This is a genomic window from Streptomyces sp. NPDC006687 (genome assembly GCF_040636215.1).
Taxonomy (GTDB): Bacteria; Actinomycetota; Actinomycetes; order Streptomycetales; family Streptomycetaceae; genus Streptomyces.
The window spans coordinates 75,522-91,969 of record NZ_JBEYJJ010000007.1; the positions used below are offsets into that span (position 1 = coordinate 75,522).

17 protein-coding genes, 1 tRNA gene and 1 pseudogene are annotated in these 16,448 nt (G+C 72.9%); 12 read left to right on the forward strand and 7 right to left on the reverse strand.

The features are described from left to right. Position 1: 1 nt before the first annotated feature. Positions 2-637, reverse strand: coding sequence for a uracil phosphoribosyltransferase (gene upp / locus ABZ716_RS11165; protein WP_351877447.1), 636 nt, complete (start codon positions 635-637; stop codon positions 2-4). A gap of 191 nt (positions 638-828) precedes the next feature. On the opposite strand from upp, the gene ABZ716_RS11170 reads away from it, so the two are divergent. The 10 genes from ABZ716_RS11170 to ABZ716_RS11215 all read left to right on the forward strand — a co-directional run bounded on the left by ABZ716_RS11170 (position 829) and on the right by ABZ716_RS11215 (position 7,635). Next, positions 829-1,800, forward strand: a complete 972-nt coding sequence (locus tag ABZ716_RS11170) for a universal stress protein (RefSeq protein WP_358958204.1) — start codon at positions 829-831, stop codon at positions 1,798-1,800. A gap of 135 nt (positions 1,801-1,935) precedes the next feature. After that, entirely contained in the window at positions 1,936-2,139 is a 204-nt protein-coding gene (locus tag ABZ716_RS11175; protein WP_358809799.1) for a hypothetical protein, read from the forward strand. Positions 2,140-2,355: 216 nt separating this feature from the next. Next, entirely contained in the window at positions 2,356-2,904 is a 549-nt protein-coding gene (locus ABZ716_RS11180) for a hypothetical protein (protein ID WP_358958207.1), read from the forward strand. 20 nt (positions 2,905-2,924) lie between these two features. Then, positions 2,925-3,440, forward strand: coding sequence for a tRNA adenosine(34) deaminase TadA (tadA, locus tag ABZ716_RS11185; RefSeq protein WP_358958434.1), 516 nt, complete (start codon positions 2,925-2,927; stop codon positions 3,438-3,440). A 74-nt stretch (positions 3,441-3,514) separates the two neighbouring features. Then, positions 3,515-3,599: transfer RNA gene (locus ABZ716_RS11190), tRNA-Ser, on the forward strand. A 90-nt stretch (positions 3,600-3,689) separates the two neighbouring features. Next, the gene (locus ABZ716_RS11195) at positions 3,690-3,980 is read left to right on the forward strand and encodes a hypothetical protein (protein WP_358809797.1); all 291 of its coding nucleotides are present in this window, start codon (positions 3,690-3,692) and stop codon (positions 3,978-3,980) included. 369 nt (positions 3,981-4,349) lie between these two features. Next, positions 4,350-4,511: a hypothetical protein gene (locus tag ABZ716_RS11200; protein WP_167747595.1), complete on the forward strand. Its 162-nt coding sequence runs from the start codon at positions 4,350-4,352 to the stop codon at positions 4,509-4,511. A 251-nt stretch (positions 4,512-4,762) separates the two neighbouring features. After that, positions 4,763-5,662, forward strand: coding sequence for an RNA polymerase sigma factor SigF (locus tag ABZ716_RS11205; RefSeq protein WP_358958209.1), 900 nt, complete (start codon positions 4,763-4,765; stop codon positions 5,660-5,662). Between the two features lie 233 nt (positions 5,663-5,895). Beyond that, the gene (locus ABZ716_RS11210) at positions 5,896-6,735 is read left to right on the forward strand and encodes an RNA polymerase sigma factor SigF (RefSeq protein WP_351877458.1); all 840 of its coding nucleotides are present in this window, start codon (positions 5,896-5,898) and stop codon (positions 6,733-6,735) included. A gap of 66 nt (positions 6,736-6,801) precedes the next feature. After that, positions 6,802-7,635, forward strand: coding sequence for a hypothetical protein (locus ABZ716_RS11215; RefSeq protein WP_358958212.1), 834 nt, complete (start codon positions 6,802-6,804; stop codon positions 7,633-7,635). A gap of 40 nt (positions 7,636-7,675) precedes the next feature. On the opposite strand, the gene ABZ716_RS11220 is transcribed toward ABZ716_RS11215, so the two are convergent. Beyond that, positions 7,676-7,909: a hypothetical protein gene (locus tag ABZ716_RS11220; protein WP_358958214.1), complete on the reverse strand. Its 234-nt coding sequence runs from the start codon at positions 7,907-7,909 to the stop codon at positions 7,676-7,678. A gap of 80 nt (positions 7,910-7,989) precedes the next feature. On the opposite strand from ABZ716_RS11220, the gene ABZ716_RS11225 reads away from it, so the two are divergent. After that, positions 7,990-8,457 (forward strand): MarR family winged helix-turn-helix transcriptional regulator, encoded by a 468-nt coding sequence (locus tag ABZ716_RS11225; protein WP_358958217.1) that lies wholly within the window; start codon positions 7,990-7,992, stop codon positions 8,455-8,457. Positions 8,458-8,470: 13 nt separating this feature from the next. Beyond that, complete coding sequence (locus ABZ716_RS11230; protein ID WP_351877466.1) at positions 8,471-10,114, forward strand: MDR family MFS transporter; 1,644 nt, start codon at positions 8,471-8,473, stop codon at positions 10,112-10,114. 109 nt (positions 10,115-10,223) lie between these two features. Here ABZ716_RS11230 and ABZ716_RS11235 read toward each other — a convergent pair whose 3' ends face one another. The 5 genes and pseudogenes from ABZ716_RS11235 to ABZ716_RS11255 form a co-directional block, all read right to left on the reverse strand. Continuing rightward, entirely contained in the window at positions 10,224-10,871 is a 648-nt protein-coding gene (locus ABZ716_RS11235; protein WP_358958219.1) for a TetR family transcriptional regulator, read from the reverse strand. Positions 10,872-10,961: 90 nt separating this feature from the next. Next, positions 10,962-13,043, reverse strand: a complete 2,082-nt coding sequence (locus tag ABZ716_RS11240; protein WP_358958221.1) for a glycosyltransferase family 39 protein — start codon at positions 13,041-13,043, stop codon at positions 10,962-10,964. A 38-nt stretch (positions 13,044-13,081) separates the two neighbouring features. Beyond that, positions 13,082-14,056: pseudogene (locus tag ABZ716_RS11245) on the reverse strand (dolichyl-phosphate beta-glucosyltransferase); the annotation flags it as partial. Positions 14,057-14,081: 25 nt separating this feature from the next. Beyond that, positions 14,082-15,626: a HAMP domain-containing sensor histidine kinase gene (locus tag ABZ716_RS11250; RefSeq protein ID WP_358958223.1), complete on the reverse strand. Its 1,545-nt coding sequence runs from the start codon at positions 15,624-15,626 to the stop codon at positions 14,082-14,084. Continuing rightward, positions 15,626-16,393, reverse strand: a complete 768-nt coding sequence (locus ABZ716_RS11255; RefSeq protein WP_355971493.1) for a response regulator transcription factor — start codon at positions 16,391-16,393, stop codon at positions 15,626-15,628. Before ABZ716_RS11255 ends, ABZ716_RS11250 begins: the two co-directional genes overlap by 1 nt. Between the last annotated feature and the right edge of the window lie 55 nt (positions 16,394-16,448).

Below are 16,448 nucleotides of genomic sequence, written 5' to 3' on the forward strand. Positions count from 1 at the left end.
GCTACTCGGCCGAGCCGTACATGCGGTCGCCCGCGTCGCCCAGGCCCGGCACGATGTAGCCGTGCTCGTTGAGCCGCTCGTCCACGGCGGCCGTCACCACCGTCACCGGCGTGCCCGCGAGCTCGCGCTCCATGATCTCGACGCCCTCGGGCGCGGCCAGCAGCACCACGGCGGTCACGTCGTCGGCGCCGCGCTTGATGAGCTCCTGGATCGCGGCGACCAGCGTGCCGCCGGTGGCCAGCATCGGGTCGACCACGTAGACCTGGCGGCCGGAGAGGTCCTCGGGCATACGCGTCGCGTACGTGGACGCCTCCAGGGTCTCCTCGTTGCGGACCATGCCCAGGAAGCCCACCTCGGCGGTCGGCAGCAGCCGGACCATGCCGTCCAGCATGCCGAGGCCGGCGCGCAGGATCGGCACGACCAGCGGGCGCGGACGCGCCAGCTTGACGCCGGTGGTCGGGCCGACCGGGGTCTCGATGTCGGACTGCTCGGTGCGCACGTCGCGGGTGGCCTCGTACGCGAGGAGCGTCACCAGCTCGTCGGCGAGCCGCCGGAACGTGGGGGAGTCGGTGCGCTTGTCGCGCAGTGCGGTCAGTTTGTGCGCCACCAAGGGGTGATCGACGACCTGCAAACGCACAACATCCTCCAAGACTCAGCCGGGCTTCGACCTGCGATCTGCGACCTGCGACCCTGCTACCTGCGAAAAACGGCCGCCTGTGCGCGACCTGCTGCCAAAAGGCTACGCGGTGGAAGGGGCGCGGCGCGTCCCGCGCGCGCCCCCGGCCCCGTGCGGATGCGGGCGGCCGTGCGGACGAGCACCCTGGACGGGTGAGCAACGGACCGGGCAACGGCCCCACGGGCGGCGCGCTGGTGATCGCCGCCGTCGACGGATCCGACCACAGCCTGCGCGCCCTGGAGTGGGCCCGGCAGGCCGCCCTGCGCCACCACGCCGGCCTGATGGTCGCGCACGTCATGCCCGACTCCTCCCAGCTGTACGCGGGACGCCGCTCGGCCCTGCACGACCCGAACGAGCCCGAGGAGTACGCCGACCCCGTGGGCGACCGCGTACGCGACCTGCTGTACTCGGGCCCCCAGTACCCGGCCGAGGTCCGCTACGAGGCCCTGGAGGGCTCGGTGCCCGAGGCGCTGCGGGCCGTCGCCGCCGAGCAGGCGCCGCTGATGCTGGTCATGGGTTCGCGGGGGCGCGGCGGGTTCGCCGCCCTGCTGCTGGGGTCCAGCAGCAGGGCCGTGGCCACCAGCGCGGTCTGCCCGGTGGTGGTCGTCCCGCACGAGGAGCGGGCGGCCCAGGACCCCGAGGGGGCTTCGGCCGGGCGGGTGGTGCTCGGGCTGCACGCGGCCGAGACGCCCGAGGACGTGCTGGACTTCGCCTTCGCGGAAGCCGCCGCCCGGGGGACCACCGTCCAGGTGGTCTCGGCGTACGCCGTACCGCCCGGTCCGACGATGGTGATCGACAGCCCCTTCGTGGTGATCCCGCCCGAGGCGCTCGCCGACGGCGGGGACGGGGTGCCGGCCGAACGGGAGATGCTGCGGGCCCAGACGGAGCGGCTGGCCCCGCTGCGGGCCCGCCACCCGGACGTGCCGGTCGAGCTGGCCGCCGTACCCGGGGACGCGGCGGGGCGGCTGGTGGAGGCGTCCCGGTCGGCCGCGCTGGTCGTGGTGGGGCGGCATCATCGGCGCCGGCGGTCGCTGCTGATGGGGTCGGTGGCGCACGCCCTCCTCCAGCACGCGCACGGCCCGGTGGCCGTCGTACCGGCGCTGCACGACGACGCGACGGCCTGACGCCGCCGGGCCCGCTCTGACCTGGTCCGATCCGGGAGGGGGTGGCATCAAACGCGCCGACGGGGGGAAGGTGGGAGCCGGGGGTCTGCTTCGCGCCGGCGGAGGAGGACGACCGGACCAGCTGGGGTGGTGCCGATGCCCAGGACGCAGCCCGTGAACGACGGCGAGGAGAGCGGGGCGGACGACCCGCCCGAGACGACGGCGCAGCGCAGGGCGCGCCGCGCGCAGTTCCTCCGCGACCTGATGGAGGCGCGCGCCCTGCGCGACCGGGTGCAGCCCCGGCGCGCCCGCGCGGCCCGGATGCGCCAGCAGATGCGGATGCGTACGTTCCGTTGGTGACGGGCACGATGCCCACGGCGGCCCCCGGCCCCTGACGGGCCCTCCGCCCGGCGCCGCGACACGGCCGCCGTGCGGAAGACCTCTCGCAAAGCCGCTGTTTCTGCCACGATGCCGATTGGGCGGGGTGCGAACAGCTTGTGTCAGGACCGTTCACACCCCACCCTCCGGCCGGGGGGACCTCCAACCGGCACGCCTATGACCAGTGGGAGAGTCACGGTGTATTTCGCCGCACTGCTCGCGCGCACCGAAGACGGGTGGGAAGCGAGCGACCTGGAACTCGACGGCGTCGAGTTCCTCAGTGATCTGATCGATCTCGCACGTTCCGCCGCTGTCGACGACGACACGGTGGTCGCCCTCATCGAGCAGGAGGACGCCTGGTTCGGCGTCATCCGCGTGGACGGAGAGGAGGACCCCCGGTACTACCTCTCGAACGCCTCCGCCGCCAACCGGAGCTCCTACGGAGCGATGCTGACCAAGGAGCTGCTGGGCAACGTCGACGAGGACGACGAACTCGACGAACTGGACCTGGACGGCACCGAGGACGGGGAGGACGAGCCCGTCACCGCCTACGCGGACGAGGACGACCCCGCGGACAGCCGGACGGGGCCCGGCGCCGAGCCGGTGCCCGTCGGCCCGCTCGGCGACCCCCGGCTGCTGGACGACCTCGGGGTCGGCCACAAGGAGCTGATGGCCCTGGACGGCGATGCCCTGTCGGAGATCGCCGACGCGCTCGGCGCCACCGAGGTACTGGAGGCCGTCCGCTAGTGACCGCCGCGCACCACCTCATGTACGGCACGCCGGATCAGGACCCTGGCCGGGACCCGGCTCCCGGGCAGGGCCCCGATCCGGTACGGGACCCCTGGCGCGAGCCGATGCGCCTGGCGCTCCGGGAGGCGGCCCTGGCCGTGCCGGCCGGGGACGTACCGGTCGGGGCGGTCGTCCTGGGGCCGGACGGGGCCGTCCTCGCCACCGGGCACAACGAACGGGAGGCCGTCTCGGATCCCACGGCGCACGCCGAAGTGCTGGCGCTGCGCCGGGCGGCCGCCCGGCTCGGGGAGTGGCGGCTCACGGGGTGCACCCTCGTGGTCACCCTGGAGCCGTGCGTGATGTGCGCGGGCGCGCTGGTGCAGTCCCGTGTGGCCCGGGTCGTCTACGGCGCCGGGGACGAGAAGGCGGGCGCGGCGGGGTCGCTGTGGGACCTCGTACGGGACCGCCGGCTCAACCACCGGCCCGAGGTGGTGCACGGGGTGCTGGAGGAGGAGTGCGCGCGGCAGCTGACGGAGTTCTTCCGGGAACGGTGACGTCAGGAGGGGTGGGCAGGGCCACACCGCCGTGAGTTGCGGAGCACTCCCCACCATCGGCTAGGATCTCTCTCGGTGGTGTGTCCGAGTGGCCGAAGGAGCTCGCCTCGAAAGCGAGTATGGGGCAACCCATCGGGGGTTCAAATCCCTCCACCACCGCTCTGAGAACGAGAGCCCCGGTTCGTACGAACCGGGGCTCTCGTGCGTGCCCGCCGTGACCGGGGGTCGGCTTCGGCCGTTGGACACGGCATGACCAAGACCCAGCGCATCCTCGCCGCCTTCGCCCTCGCGGGGGCCGCCGCGGGCCTCGCCGCACCGGCCGCCTCCGCAGCGCCGCCCGCCCCCCTCAGCCTCCCCGACCTGCCGACCGCCGCCCCGGGTATGCCCGCGGGCGCCACTCCGGCCTCGGTCCAGGAGATCGGGGCGAAGGTCGGCGAGGGGGCCAACCAGCTCAACCAGCTCATGACCCTGCCGGACCAGCTCCAGCCCGCGATCGCCCCCGTCGCACCCCTGCTCGACCTGCTGGGCGCCATCCAGTAACTCCGGACGGCCGGGCCCGCCACGCACACGAAGAAGGCCCCGACCGGAGCCGGGGCCTTCGACGCGCACGGGGAAAGCGACACGGGGGGACACGTCGCTTCCCCCGGTGAGACGGAACCCGCCGGCCCAGCCGCAGTCAGGGGGATCGTGCGGCCCGGACCCCGCAGTGAGGTCCTGTCCCTCACCCACCGGTTTCCTGCCAGAACCGGTGGGCTCGTGTTCCATCCTGTCCCTCCCGTGACCGGACACCCAGCGGCAAAGGGCCCTTACGACAGGGTCATTGGTCCTTAAAGGACAGGTGAGTGTCCGAAGTTGACCGGTTAGACTCACCCGACTTTGCAGTACCGGTTGGGGAGGCCGACGCCGTACATGGACACCAAGAAGCTCATCACGGGCGCCCTCACGGTGTTCGTCCTCTTCGTGATCATCACCCAGCCCAAGCGGGCGGCGGAGATGGTCGGAATAGGCTTCCAGGGCATATCCGATGCCGCATCCGGCATCGGCGAGTTCATCACCGAACTGGTGACCTGAACCCGTACGCTGAAGCGATTTCCGGACATCCTGGCCCCTCACTCCGCGGGTGGGGGGCCTTTCGCGTTCACCTTTCACCTGGATACCGGTAAAAAGAATACCCTAAATGCCCAACTTGCCCTCAACACGGCCATATACGGTGCTTGCACACAGTGCACATCTCTTGTGATGCTATGACCGCTTTTGACGGATGAGACGGATGAGTTGAGCGAAGGGGTGGCGTGACCGTGCCGGCCAGTACTGCGCCTCAGGTGCCTCCCCAGCAAGAGCACCTGCAAGAGCCCCGGCAGGAGGTCCGGCAGGAGCCCTCGCACGAGCCGTCGCCCGAGCCGTCGTCCGAGACTCCCGCCGATCCCCAGGAGCCCGCCGCGGCGCCGCGGCCGCAGAGCCGGGGCGCCGACACCCGGGCCCTGACCCAGGTGCTCTTCGGCCAGCTGAAGGACCTGGAGCCGGGCACCAGCGAGCACAACCGGGTGCGCGGGGCCCTCATCGAGGCCAACCTGCCGCTGGTGCGCTACGCGGCCGCCCGGTTCCGCAGCCGCAACGAGCCGATGGAGGACGTCGTCCAGGTCGGCACCATCGGCCTGATCAACGCGATCGACCGCTTCGACCCCGAGCGCGGGGTCCAGTTCCCCACCTTCGCCATGCCGACGGTGGTGGGCGAGATCAAACGATACTTCCGCGACAACGTCCGGACCGTCCACGTCCCGCGCCGCCTCCACGAGCTGTGGGTGCAGGTCAACGCCGCCACCGAGGACCTCACCACCCTCCACGGCCGCACCCCCACCACGCCCGAGATCGCCGAGCGGCTGCGGATCAGCGAGGACGAGGTGCTCTCCTGCATCGAGGCCGGGCGCAGCTACCACGCGACCTCCCTCGAAGCCGCCCAGGAGGGCGACGGGATGCCCGGGCTGCTGGACCGGCTCGGTTACGAGGACCCCGAGCTGGCCGGCGTCGAGCACCGTGACCTCGTACGCCATCTGCTCGTACAGCTGCCCGAGCGGGAGCAGCGGATCCTGCTGCTGCGGTACTACAACAACCTGACGCAGTCGCAGATCAGCGCGGAGCTCGGGGTCTCCCAGATGCACGTCTCGCGACTGCTCGCGCGCAGCTTCGCCCGTCTGAGATCCGCAAACAGGATCGAGGCGTAACCGGATCGGGTGGAGGGCCGCCCTCGATTCCCTACAGAACCGGCTCATTCCGCTCGGTCGGCTCTCTGTCGCTGGAGATACTTGTCGACATGGCGCTACAGCGTGTTGCCGACATGTGACATTCTGCTGGAACCGCGTTTGCCGCAGCCCCGCCTCCGGTATTCAGGTGGAGGCTGCGTTCCTCCGACGGGACGCGCCAGATACGCGACCGTCCGCGACCTCAAGGGGGTGGCATGTCCGTAGACCAGGGCAGCTCCAAGGTGCTCACGCTCGTCGAGCGTGAGCTGCCGGCAGTGGCCGAACGCTCGGAAGCCATCGACACCCGCACCCTCTCCCGCTCCCTCTTCCAGCGACTCGCCTCCCTGGACCCGGACAGCCCCGAACGGGCGTACGTACGCGACACCCTGATCGAACTGAACCTGCCGCTGGTGCGCTACGCGGCGGCCCGGTTCCGCAGCCGCAACGAGCCGATGGAGGACATCGTCCAGGTCGGCACGATCGGCCTGATCAAGGCGATCGACCGCTTCGACTGCGAGCGCGGCGTCGAGTTCCCGACGTTCGCGATGCCGACCGTCGTGGGCGAGATCAAACGATTCTTTAGGGACACCTCCTGGTCCGTCCGCGTCCCGCGCCGGCTCCAGGAGCTGCGTCTGGCGCTGACCAAGGCCAGCGACGAGCTCGCCCAGCGCCTGGACCGGTCCCCGACCGTGCCGGAGCTGGCGGCGGTGCTCGGCGTCAGCGAGGAGGAGGTCGTCGACGGCCTCGCCGTCGGCAACGCCTACACCGCCTCCTCCCTCGACTCCCCCTCCCCGGAGGACGAGGGCGGCGAGGGCTCGCTCGCGGACCGGCTCGGGTACGAGGACACCGCACTGGAAGGCGTCGAGTACCGCGAGTCGCTCAAGCCGCTGCTGGCCAAACTCCCGCCCAGGGAGCGGCAGATCATCATGCTGCGGTTCTTCGCGAACATGACCCAGTCGCAGATCGGCGAGGAGGTCGGCATCTCCCAGATGCACGTCTCCCGGCTCCTGACGCGGACGCTGGCCCAGCTGCGCACCGGTCTGATCGGCGAGTAGCCCTCCGGCTCATCGGCAGGCGGGCGCGGGGTTCACATTTGACATGGCGTCAGGAACACTGGCGCGATGCGAACGGGATCCCGCGCGGCGCGCACCCCCGCCCTGGCCCTGGCCCTGTGCTGCACCGTCGCCCTCACCGGATGCGGCGGCCCGGCCCGCGACGGCTACGCCGCCGTGGGCGCAGCGGCTCCCGGGCCCGAGCGGGGCGCGGGGGAGAACGTACCGCCGCGCGGCCAGGTGGAGTACCAGCCGGCCGGGCCCTCAGCGAGCCCATCTGCCTTGACGACGCCCGGCGCGCCGGAACCCCGGCCCGGCGGGAGCTCCGCCCGGGGCGGAGCGACACCCACCACCCGGCCCGGCTCCGACCCCGCCCCCGGCACCCCGCCGACCCCGGGCCCACCCCCACCCGCCGCCGGCGCCGGGGGTGCGGGCAACGGCGACGGCAACGGCAACGGCAACGGCCAGGGCACTCCGGCACCGGGCTCGGGCGGCACGGGGGCCACGGGAAGCTCAGGCGGCACTGGCGGCGCGGGAGGCTCGGGCGGCGCAGGGACCCCAGGCGGCGCAGGCGGCACCCCGCCCCCGCCCGTCACCCCGGCCGCCCTCACCCTGAGCGCCCCGGCGCGCGCGGCGGCGTCCGACCGCTGGTGCGAGCACGTCACCGTGACCTTCACCAACACCGGGACCACCGCGGCCCGTTCCGGGACGGTCGGCTTCGCCACGCACATCATCGGCGCCCTCGGCATCGACTGGGCCACGATCACCACCGCCCAGCCCCTGCCCGCCCCCGTGGCCGGCCGGAGCTCGCGGACCCAGACCTACACCGTGTGCGTGGACGCCTGGCGCGTGCCGCTCGGCATGCACGTGGAGACCCGCAAGGTCACCGCCACCTGGAACTGAAGCGGCAGGAGGCGCCCGCGGGTCCCGCCCGGCGCCGCTCTCAGCCGAGCACCGCCCACAGGGCCGCCCCGAGCACCAGCACCAGCGCGAGGACCAGCGCGGCCCGTACGGCCGTCTGCGAACCGGCCTCCTTCGGCTTGCGGCGCGACCCCGGCACGGTCGGCGTGCGCGCCACCTGCTCGTCGCCCTCCGCCACGAACGCGCGGAACATCTGGGTGCTGCCGGCGGGGTCGTAGGCGCCCTCGGCCTCGGGTGAGTTGTCGTGTGCGGACATGGCTGGACCCTAGCGGGTTTTCCGATTCCTTTACCGCTCCACCCCCCAGATTCATTTGCCTGTAGCAACCATGCTCTTCTATGGTTGCCCTAAGCAACAAGATAGGGGGCGGTCCGGTGGCCACACAGACGGCGCAGCACACCCGCTACGAGGAGCTGGCCCGCCAGCTCACCGGCATCGGGGCGGTCAAGCGCGACCTGGCCCGGGTCCTGCCCCCGCACTGCCCGCCCGGCGCCGCCGCCGTCCTCACCGTCCTCGACCGGCACGGCGAGATGCGGCTCAGCCGGCTCACCGAGTTCATGGCCGTCGACATCTCCGTCAGCAGCCGGCACGTCGCCCATGTGGCACAGCGCGGATGGATCGACCGCGAGACCGACCCCGGTGACGGCCGCTGCCGGATCCTGCGCCTGACCGACGAGGGGCGCGCCGTGCTCACCGAGCTCGGCGCCCGCTACACGGACGCGCTGGAGAAGGCCCTGGCCAACTGGCCGGCCGAGGACATCGACGTACTCAACACCCTGCTGGCCCGACTCCGATCGAGCTTCTAGGAAAAGGAATCACATGGCTACGACCACACCCTCCGGTGTGCGGGGAGGCGGCCAGTCGGAGACCACGTCCGACGGCGCGCCCATGACCCACTCCCAGATCATGAAGGCGCTGTCCGGGCTCATGCTCGGCATGTTCGTGGCGATCCTGTCCTCCACGATCGTCTCCAACGCACTGCCCCAGATCATCAGCGACCTCGGCGGCACCCAGTCCTCCTACACCTGGGTCGTCACCGCCGCCCTGCTGTCGATGACGGCCGCGACCCCGCTGTGGGGCAAGCTGTCGGACCTCTTCAGCAAGAAGCTGCTCGTCCAGATATCCCTGGTGATCTACGTCCTCGGCTCCGTGGTCGCGGGCCTGTCCCAGAACACCGGCATGCTCATCGCCTGCCGCGTCGTCCAGGGCATCGGCGTCGGCGGTCTCTCCGCCCTCGCCCAGATCGTGATGGCCGCGATGATCTCCCCGCGCGAGCGCGGGCGCTACAGCGGCTACCTCGGCGCGGTCTTCGCCGTCGCCACCGTCGGCGGCCCGCTGCTCGGCGGCGTCATCACCGACACCTCCTGGCTCGGCTGGCGCTGGTGCTTCTACGTCGGCGTGCCCTTCGCGGTCATCGCCCTGATCGTCCTCCAGCGCACCCTGCACCTGCCGGTGGTCCGCCGGGACGTGAAGGTGGACTGGCTGGGCGCCTTCCTGATCAGCGGCGCCGTCTCGCTGCTGCTGATCTGGGTCACCCAGGCCGGTGACTCGTACGACTGGATCTCCTGGACCACCCTGGCCATGACCGGCGGCGCCGTCGTGCTCGGCCTGCTGTTCCTCCTCGTGGAGTCCCGCGCCAGCGACCCGATCATCCCGCTGCGCCTGTTCCGCAACAAGACCATCAGCCTGGCCTCGGGCGCCTCGCTGTTCGTCGGCATCGCGATGTTCTCCGGCACGGTCTTCTTCAGCCAGTACTTCCAGCTGGCCCGGGGCGAGTCCCCCACCATGTCGGGCATCCTGACCATCCCGATGATCGGCGGCCTCTTCGTCTCCTCGACGGTCTCCGGCCAGATCATCACCAAGACCGGCAAGTGGAAGGCGTTCCTGGTCTCCGGCGGCGTGCTGCTGACCGCCGGACTCGGACTGCTGGGCACCCTGCGCTACGACACCCCGTACTGGCGGATCGCCCTGTTCATGGCGCTGACCGGCCTCGGCCTCGGCATGATGATGCAGAACCTGGTCCTGGCGACCCAGAACCAGGTCGCCCCGCAGGACCTCGGCGCGGCCAGCTCCGTCGTCACCTTCTTCCGCTCCCTCGGCGGCGCCATGGGCGTCTCGGCGCTGGGCGCGGTCATGGCCAACCGGGTCACCCACTACGTCAAGGACGGGCTGGCCGCGCTCGGCCCGAAGGCGGCGGCCCTGGGGCACGGCGGCACCGGCGGCGGCATCCCCGACCTCGACAAGCTGCCCGCGCCGCTGCGGCAGGTCATGGAGTCCGCGTACGGGCACGGCGTCGGCGACGTCTTCCTCTACGCCGCGCCGAGCGCGCTGCTCGGTCTGGTGCTGGTGGTGTTCATCAAGGAGGTCGCGCTGAAGTCGAAGCCGGCCGCCCACGCCCCGAGCGCCGAGGGCACCACCGGGACCCCGGCGCAGGCGTCGGACACGGTTTCCTCCGCGTCCTGAGCCGTCCGTCCACCCGCGTCCGCCCGCCGGACCCGGGTCGCCGTCCCCGTCGGGCCGGGCCGCGCCGTCAGGCTGCGACCCGGCCCGACGGTCAGCTGTGGCCCGGCGGTCAGCTGCGGGGCCGGCGGGCTGTGGCGGCCTCGGCCTCGATGCCCGCGATCAGGACGTCGAGGGCCAGGGCGAAGTCCGCCTCGGGCGCCCGCCGGGCCGGGCTCCCGTAGCCGTGCAGGGCGCAGCCGTTGAGGAACTGGGACACGGCCAGGTGGGCGCCGGTCCGCCCGGTGCCCGCCAGGCCGGCGGCCTCCAGGAGCCGGTGCAGGGCGGCGTCGAAGGCCCGTGCGTGCGGGCCGATGTTCGGGTAGAAAGCGCTGAGCGGAGCCACCCACGGGCGCTCCGCCAGCAGCCTGCGGTAGCCGCAGGCCAACTCCCTCAGCCCCTTCGGCCAGGGCTCCTCCCGGGGCGGGGCGGCCGGTAGCCGCTGCCGGCCCAGGGCGCTGTCCAGGGCCAGTTCGAGCAGGTCGTGCTTGGTGTCCACGTACCAGTACAGGGACATCGCCGTGACGCCCAGCTCGGCCGCCAGCCTCCGCATGGAGAAGCGGCCGAGCCCTTCGGCGTCCAGCAGCCGCACGGTGGCGGCGGTGATCCGGTCCCGGTCCAGCCCCGAAGGAGCCTCGGCGCGGCGTCTGCCGGGGGCGGCGGGCCGCGCGGCCAGCCACACACTGGTCCTGGCCCCGCCCGGATCAGCCTCGGTCACCATCGAGGTGCCCTCCTCATCACAAGGGGATCAGCCCGGAATGCCCGGTCCGCCCTCTTGATGCTAGGGGGTGCCACAGGGATCGGGTCCGGTTCAGGACGTGCCGGTCCGAGGGGCCGTCAGGTCGTAGAAGGTGGTCCCGCCGAAGGTGACCTGCTGGAACGTGGCCTTCACCCAGGTCTCGACGGCCGTACTGGCCGACCCGCCGGGGCCTCCCGGGCCGCCCGGCCGGGCCCCCGTCCTGGACTCCCCTGCGCCTGTCCGCCCGGCCTGGGCGATGAACCAGTGGATCCTGCCCTCCTTCACGTACGCCTGGAACCGTTCCAGGGTCGGAGACGGGTCGCTGCCGTTGAAACCGCCCACCGGCATCACGGGCCGGCCGGAGGCCAGCTGGTAACCGGCCGCGTTCTGGGAACCGATGGCCGCCGCGGCCCAGGTGAAGCGACTGGAGCCGGCCCGCAGCGCGGACTTGGCCTCGGCGGAGACCCGGGCCCCGTCGAGCAGCCCGCCGCCACCGCCGGGCACGCCCCGGCCGCTGCCCCGGGCCGCCTGGGGCCACCCCGCCGGACGTCCCGCACCGCCCGGCGGAGTCCCCTGCGGCGGCCCTTGCGGTACTCCGCCTCCCGGGCCCGCGCCCGGCAGCCCCGGAAGGCCGCCCCGGAACCGCTCCCCGCCCGGCCCGCCGAACCCGCCCCGCCCGCCGGCCACCGCGGGACCGGCCGTCACGATCGACCCGGTGTGCCCGGTGCCGAGGGTGGTCAGGCAGTACGCGAACGGGCCCGCCAGCGCCGCGCCCAGCCCGAGCCCCGCCGCCCCGAGCAGCATCCGACGGCCCAGCCGGGCGGCGAACGGCAGCACGGCGGCGGCCGACAGCCCCACCGCCAGCACCCCCCACCGCAGCCACGGCAGATAGCCGGGGGAGCGGCCGAGCAGCACGTACGACCAGACGGCGGTCAGGGCCAGGGTCCCGGACAGGGTGAGCGCGGCGGCCCGGCCACCCCGCTCCTCCCACAGCACGGCCACCCCCATGCCCACCAGCGCGGCCACGGACGGCGCCAGCGCGACCGTGTAGTACTCGTGGAAGATGCCCTGCATCCAGCTGAACACCACCGCGGTGATCAGCAGGCAGCCGCCCCAGGCCAGGAACGCCGCACGGGCCATGCTCTGGAGGGAGTCGGCCGCCCGGCCGGCCCGCCAGGTCACCGCCAGCCCGGCCACCAGCAGCACCAGCGCCGCGGGCAGCAGCCAGGAGATCTGGCCTCCGACGGCGGCGGAGAACAGCCGCCCCACACCGGTCTCCCCCCAGCCGCCGGCCCGGCCGCCGCCCACGCTGCCCGTCTCGTCGCCGCTGAGCCGGCCGAGCCCGTTGTAGCCGAAGGTCAGCTCCAGGAAGGAGTTGTGCTGCGAACCGCCGATGTACGGGCGTGAGGACGCGGGCCACAGCTCCACGACCGCCACCCACCAGCCGCCGGCCACCACCATCGCCGCCCCGGCCAGCAGCAGCTGGCCCAGCCTCCTGCGCAGCCGGGCCGGCGCGCAGACGGCGTACAGCAGGGCCAGCGGCGGCAGGACGACGAACGCCTGGAGGGTCTTGGTCAGGAACCCCGCGCCGATCGCCACCCCGGCCGCCACCAGCCAGCCGGTCCGCGCCCCGTCGAGGGCGCGCAGGAGGCAGTACACCGCGACGGTCAGCAGCAGCGTGAGCAGCGCGTCGGGGTTGTTGAAGCGGAACATCAGCGCGGCGACGGGCGTGAGCGCGAACACGGCTCCGCTGAGCAGCGCGGCCGCCGGCCCGAACTGGCGGCGCACGGCCGCGTAGAGGACGGCCGTGGTGGCGACACCCATCAGGGCCTGCGGGACGAGGATCTGCCAGGAACCGAGCCCGAACGTCCGCACCGAGAGCATCATCGGCCACAGCGCGGCCGGGGGCTTGTCGACGGTGATGGAGTTCCCGGCGTCCGAGGAGCCGAAGAAGAACGCCTTCCAGCTCTGGGAGCCGGCCTGCACGGCAGCGGAGTAGAAGGAGTTGGCATAGCCAGAGGCGCTCAGATTCCACAGCAGGAGCACGGCGGCGGCGCACAGCAGCCCCACGTACGCGGGCCGCTCCCAGCGGGGACGGCCGGCGGCGGCCCGCTGGGGGAACGGGGAGTCGAAAGGCGGAGGGGCCGTGGTCATCGCGGGTCGTCCTTCACTGGAACAGGGGAGGTGCGGCGCAGCGGTGCGGCGGCTTGGGCGGCCTGCGGTCCGGCGCCGAGCCGGAAGAGGGAGTACCCGACGAGGGAGCGGAGGGTGGACAGCACACCGACCGCCCAGAAGCCGGGCAGCCGGCGGGCCGCCACATACGGCACGCCGGGCAGGGCGGTACGGTCGCGCGGGTCGTCACCGAAGGGGCGGGCGAGCCGGTCCAGGGGGAGCGCCCCGCGGGCCAGGGCCCGGCCGACCCGCCAGACGCCCTTGAGGTCCTCGGCGGCGGTCCTGACGAGATGGACCGTGGAGTCGGGGTCGTCGACCCAGTCCACCGGCACCTCGTGGATCCGCAGGCCGGCCCTCTCGGCCAGGACCAGCATCTCGGTGTCGAAGAACCAGCCGGTGTCCTCGACGAGCGGCAGCAGACGTTCGGCCACTTCCCTCCGGATGGCCTTGAAGCCGCATTGCGCGTCGCTGAACCGGGCGGCCAGCGCGGAGCGCAGCAGCAGGTTGTAGGCGCGGGAGACGAACTCCCTCTTCGCTCCCCGCACCACCCGCGAGGAGCGGGCCAGCCGGGTGCCGATGGCCAGGTCGGAGTGGCCCGAGATCAGCGGGGCGACCAGCGGCAGCAGCGCGTTCAGGTCGGTGGAGAGGTCCACGTCCATGTAGGCGAGGACGGGTGCCTCCGAGTGGATCCAGACGGTGCGCAGGGCCCGGCCCCGGCCCTTCTCCTCCAGCCGGATACCGCGTACACCGGGGACGGTGGCGGCGAGCTCGGCCGCCAGCAGGGGGGTGCGGTCGGTGCTGGCGTTGTCGGCGATGGTGATGCGGAAGGCGTACGGGAAGGTCCGGGTGAGGTGTGCGTGCAGTCCGCGCACGCAGGGGCCGAGGTCCTTCTCCTCGTTGTGGACCGGGATCACCACGTCGAGTACAGGCTCACCGGGCGCGGGCGCCACGGGAGTCCGGGCCGGGAGGGCGCCGGAAGAGGTGTCGGTGGGCATGCTCCGACTCTCGCCGGGCGCCCTGTCACCTCGGTGTGCTGAGCCTGTGGCCGCTCTGTGAGTCCGCCGGTGCCGGGGAACGGGGGCCCTCGGCGAGGGGGAGATGTACCTCGAACCGGGTGCGGCCGGGCTCGCTGCGTACGTCGACACGGCCGTCGTGCGCCGTGACCACGGCCTGGACGATGGCCAGGCCCAGGCCGGTGGAACCCGCCGCGCGGGAGCGTGAGGCGTCACCCCGGGCGAAGCGCTCGAACACGTGCGGCATCAGCTCGGCCGGGATGCCGGGCCCGTCGTCCTCGATCCGCAGCCGGACGGCGGATGTTTCACGTGAAACAGAGGCCGTGACGGTGGTGCCGGGCGGGGTGTGGGTGCGGGCGTTGGCGAGGAGGTTCACGAGGACCTGCTGGATCCGGGCGGGGTCGGCCAGGACGGGGGCGGGTTCCTCGGGCAGGGCCAGGTGCCAGTGGTGTGCGGGGCCGGCGGCGCGGGCATCGCTGACGGCGTCGACGACGAGCGGTGCCAGGTCGGTGTCCTCACGGGACAGCGGGCGGCCGGCGTCCAGCCGGGCCAGCAGCAGCAGGTCCTCGACGAGTCCGGTCATACGGGTGGCTTCGGCCTCGATCCGGGCCAGTGCGTGGCGGGTGTCGGGGCCGGGCTCCTCACGCCCCCGGCGGGTGAGTTCGGCATACCCGCGGATGGAGGCGAGCGGAGTGCGCAGTTCGTGGGAGGCGTCCGCGACGAACTGACGTACCTGTGTCTCGCTCTGCTGACGGGCCGTGAGAGCCGAGGAGACGTGCCCCAGCATCCGGTTGAGGGCCGCGCCGACCTGGCCCACCTCGGTACGGGGGTCGGCCTCGGCCTCGGGCACCCGCTCGTGCAGTGCCGGTTCACCGCTGTGCAGGGGCAGTTCGGAGACCCGGGTGGCGGTGGCGGCGACCCGCCGCAAGGGGCGCAGGGCAACCGCGACCAGCGCCTGTCCGGCGAGGGAGGCTGCGCTCAGCCCGGCCAGGGTGACGCAGACCTCCACGGCGATCAGGGTGTTCACGGTGGAGTCCACCCCCTTGACCGGGAAGGCCAGCACCAGCGCCCCGTCGGAGGCGGCCACCGCCCGGTAGGCGCCGAGCCCCGGCAGCTCCACGTCCACCGCCCGCGACCGGCCTGGACCGGCCGTCCGCACCACCCGCTCCAGTACCGCCGTCTGCGCCGCGGTGAGGGCCTCGCGGTGGTCGAGGCCCGGGCCCTCCACGGGGACGATCCGGGCGCCCCCGATCACCTTCCGGTCTGCGTCGAGCCGGATCCCGGCGGCGCCCATGGGAGAGCCGGGGGCGAAGAGGAAACCGAGGCTGCCCTCGCGGGCGGCCTTGCCCGCGCCCGGCCCCCGCAGGCCCCGGTCGGCCATCTCCGCGGAGTTGCTCAGCTGGTTGTCCAGCTCGCCCATCAGCCGGGAGCGCATGGCGAGCGTGGTGACGGTCCCGATGGCCGCGCCGACCACGGCGATCAGTACCACGGCCGACACCACCAGCCGGGTCCGCAACGACCACGGACGCCGCCGGGGCAGGCCGAGTGCCACTACTCGGCCGGCTTGATCAGGTAGCCGGCGCCGCGCCGGGTGTGGATCATCGGAGGCAGTCCGGTGCCACCCTCCAGCTTCCGCCGCAGGTAGGAGATGTAGAGCTCGACCACGTTGGCCTGGCCGCCGAAGTCGTACGACCAGACCCGGTCCAGGATCTGCGCCTTGCTCAGCACCCGGCGGGGATTGCGCATCAGGTAGCGCAGGAGCTCGAACTCGGTCGCGGTCAGGTGGACCTCCTGGCCGCCCCGGACCACCTCGTGGCTGTCCTCGTCGAGGCTCAGGTCGCCGACGGTGAGGACCGAGCCGCCGCGCGCGGCCTGGGTCGCGCCGGAGCGGCGGACGAGGCCGCGCAGCCGGGCCACGACCTCCTCCAGGCTGAACGGCTTGGTGACGTAGTCGTCGCCGCCCGCCGTCAGGCCCGCGATGCGGTCCTCGACGGAGTCCTTGGCGGTCAGGAACAGCACCGGGACCTGCGGGATCTCCCGGCGCAGCAGGCCCAGCACGGCCAGCCCGTCCATGTCCGGGAGCATCACGTCGAGGACGACCACGTCCGGCCGGAACTCCCGCGCCGCCCGTACGGCGCCGGCTCCGTCACCGGCGCTGCGGACCTCGCAGCCCTCGTAGCGCAGGGCCATGGACAGCAGCTCGGAAAGCGAAGCCTCGTCGTCGACGACGAGGACCCGGCAGGGTCCGCCGTCGGGGCGCAGCAGCGCCGCCGGGCCGGCGGTGGACGTGGACGCGTGGGAGGTGGTCGTCGCTGTCATGCCCCCACGCTGGCCCGCGCCTCTGAGAGCGTTCTTGCCCCAACCTGTGAATCTC

Bases quoted from the DNA above. Each gene is read 5' to 3' on its own strand.
- ABZ716_RS11225 (WP_358958217.1), top strand. From the start codon at position 7,990: ATGGTTGCCCTAAGCAACAAGATAGGGGGCGGTCCGGTGGCCACACAG.
- tadA (WP_358958434.1), top strand. From the start codon at position 2,925: ATGTACGGCACGCCGGATCAGGACCCTGGCCGGGACCCGGCTCCCGGG.
- ABZ716_RS11175 (WP_358809799.1), top strand. From the start codon at position 1,936: ATGCCCAGGACGCAGCCCGTGAACGACGGCGAGGAGAGCGGGGCGGAC.
- ABZ716_RS11215 (WP_358958212.1), top strand. From the start codon at position 6,802: ATGCGAACGGGATCCCGCGCGGCGCGCACCCCCGCCCTGGCCCTGGCC.
- ABZ716_RS11200 (WP_167747595.1), top strand. From the start codon at position 4,350: ATGGACACCAAGAAGCTCATCACGGGCGCCCTCACGGTGTTCGTCCTC.
- ABZ716_RS11230 (WP_351877466.1), top strand. From the start codon at position 8,471: ATGGCTACGACCACACCCTCCGGTGTGCGGGGAGGCGGCCAGTCGGAG.
- ABZ716_RS11195 (WP_358809797.1), top strand. From the start codon at position 3,690: ATGACCAAGACCCAGCGCATCCTCGCCGCCTTCGCCCTCGCGGGGGCC.
- ABZ716_RS11210 (WP_351877458.1), top strand. From the start codon at position 5,896: ATGTCCGTAGACCAGGGCAGCTCCAAGGTGCTCACGCTCGTCGAGCGT.
- ABZ716_RS11255 (WP_355971493.1), bottom strand. From the start codon at position 16,393: ATGACAGCGACGACCACCTCCCACGCGTCCACGTCCACCGCCGGCCCG.
- ABZ716_RS11240 (WP_358958221.1), bottom strand. From the start codon at position 13,043: ATGACCACGGCCCCTCCGCCTTTCGACTCCCCGTTCCCCCAGCGGGCC.
- ABZ716_RS11235 (WP_358958219.1), bottom strand. From the start codon at position 10,871: ATGGTGACCGAGGCTGATCCGGGCGGGGCCAGGACCAGTGTGTGGCTG.
- ABZ716_RS11220 (WP_358958214.1), bottom strand. From the start codon at position 7,909: ATGTCCGCACACGACAACTCACCCGAGGCCGAGGGCGCCTACGACCCC.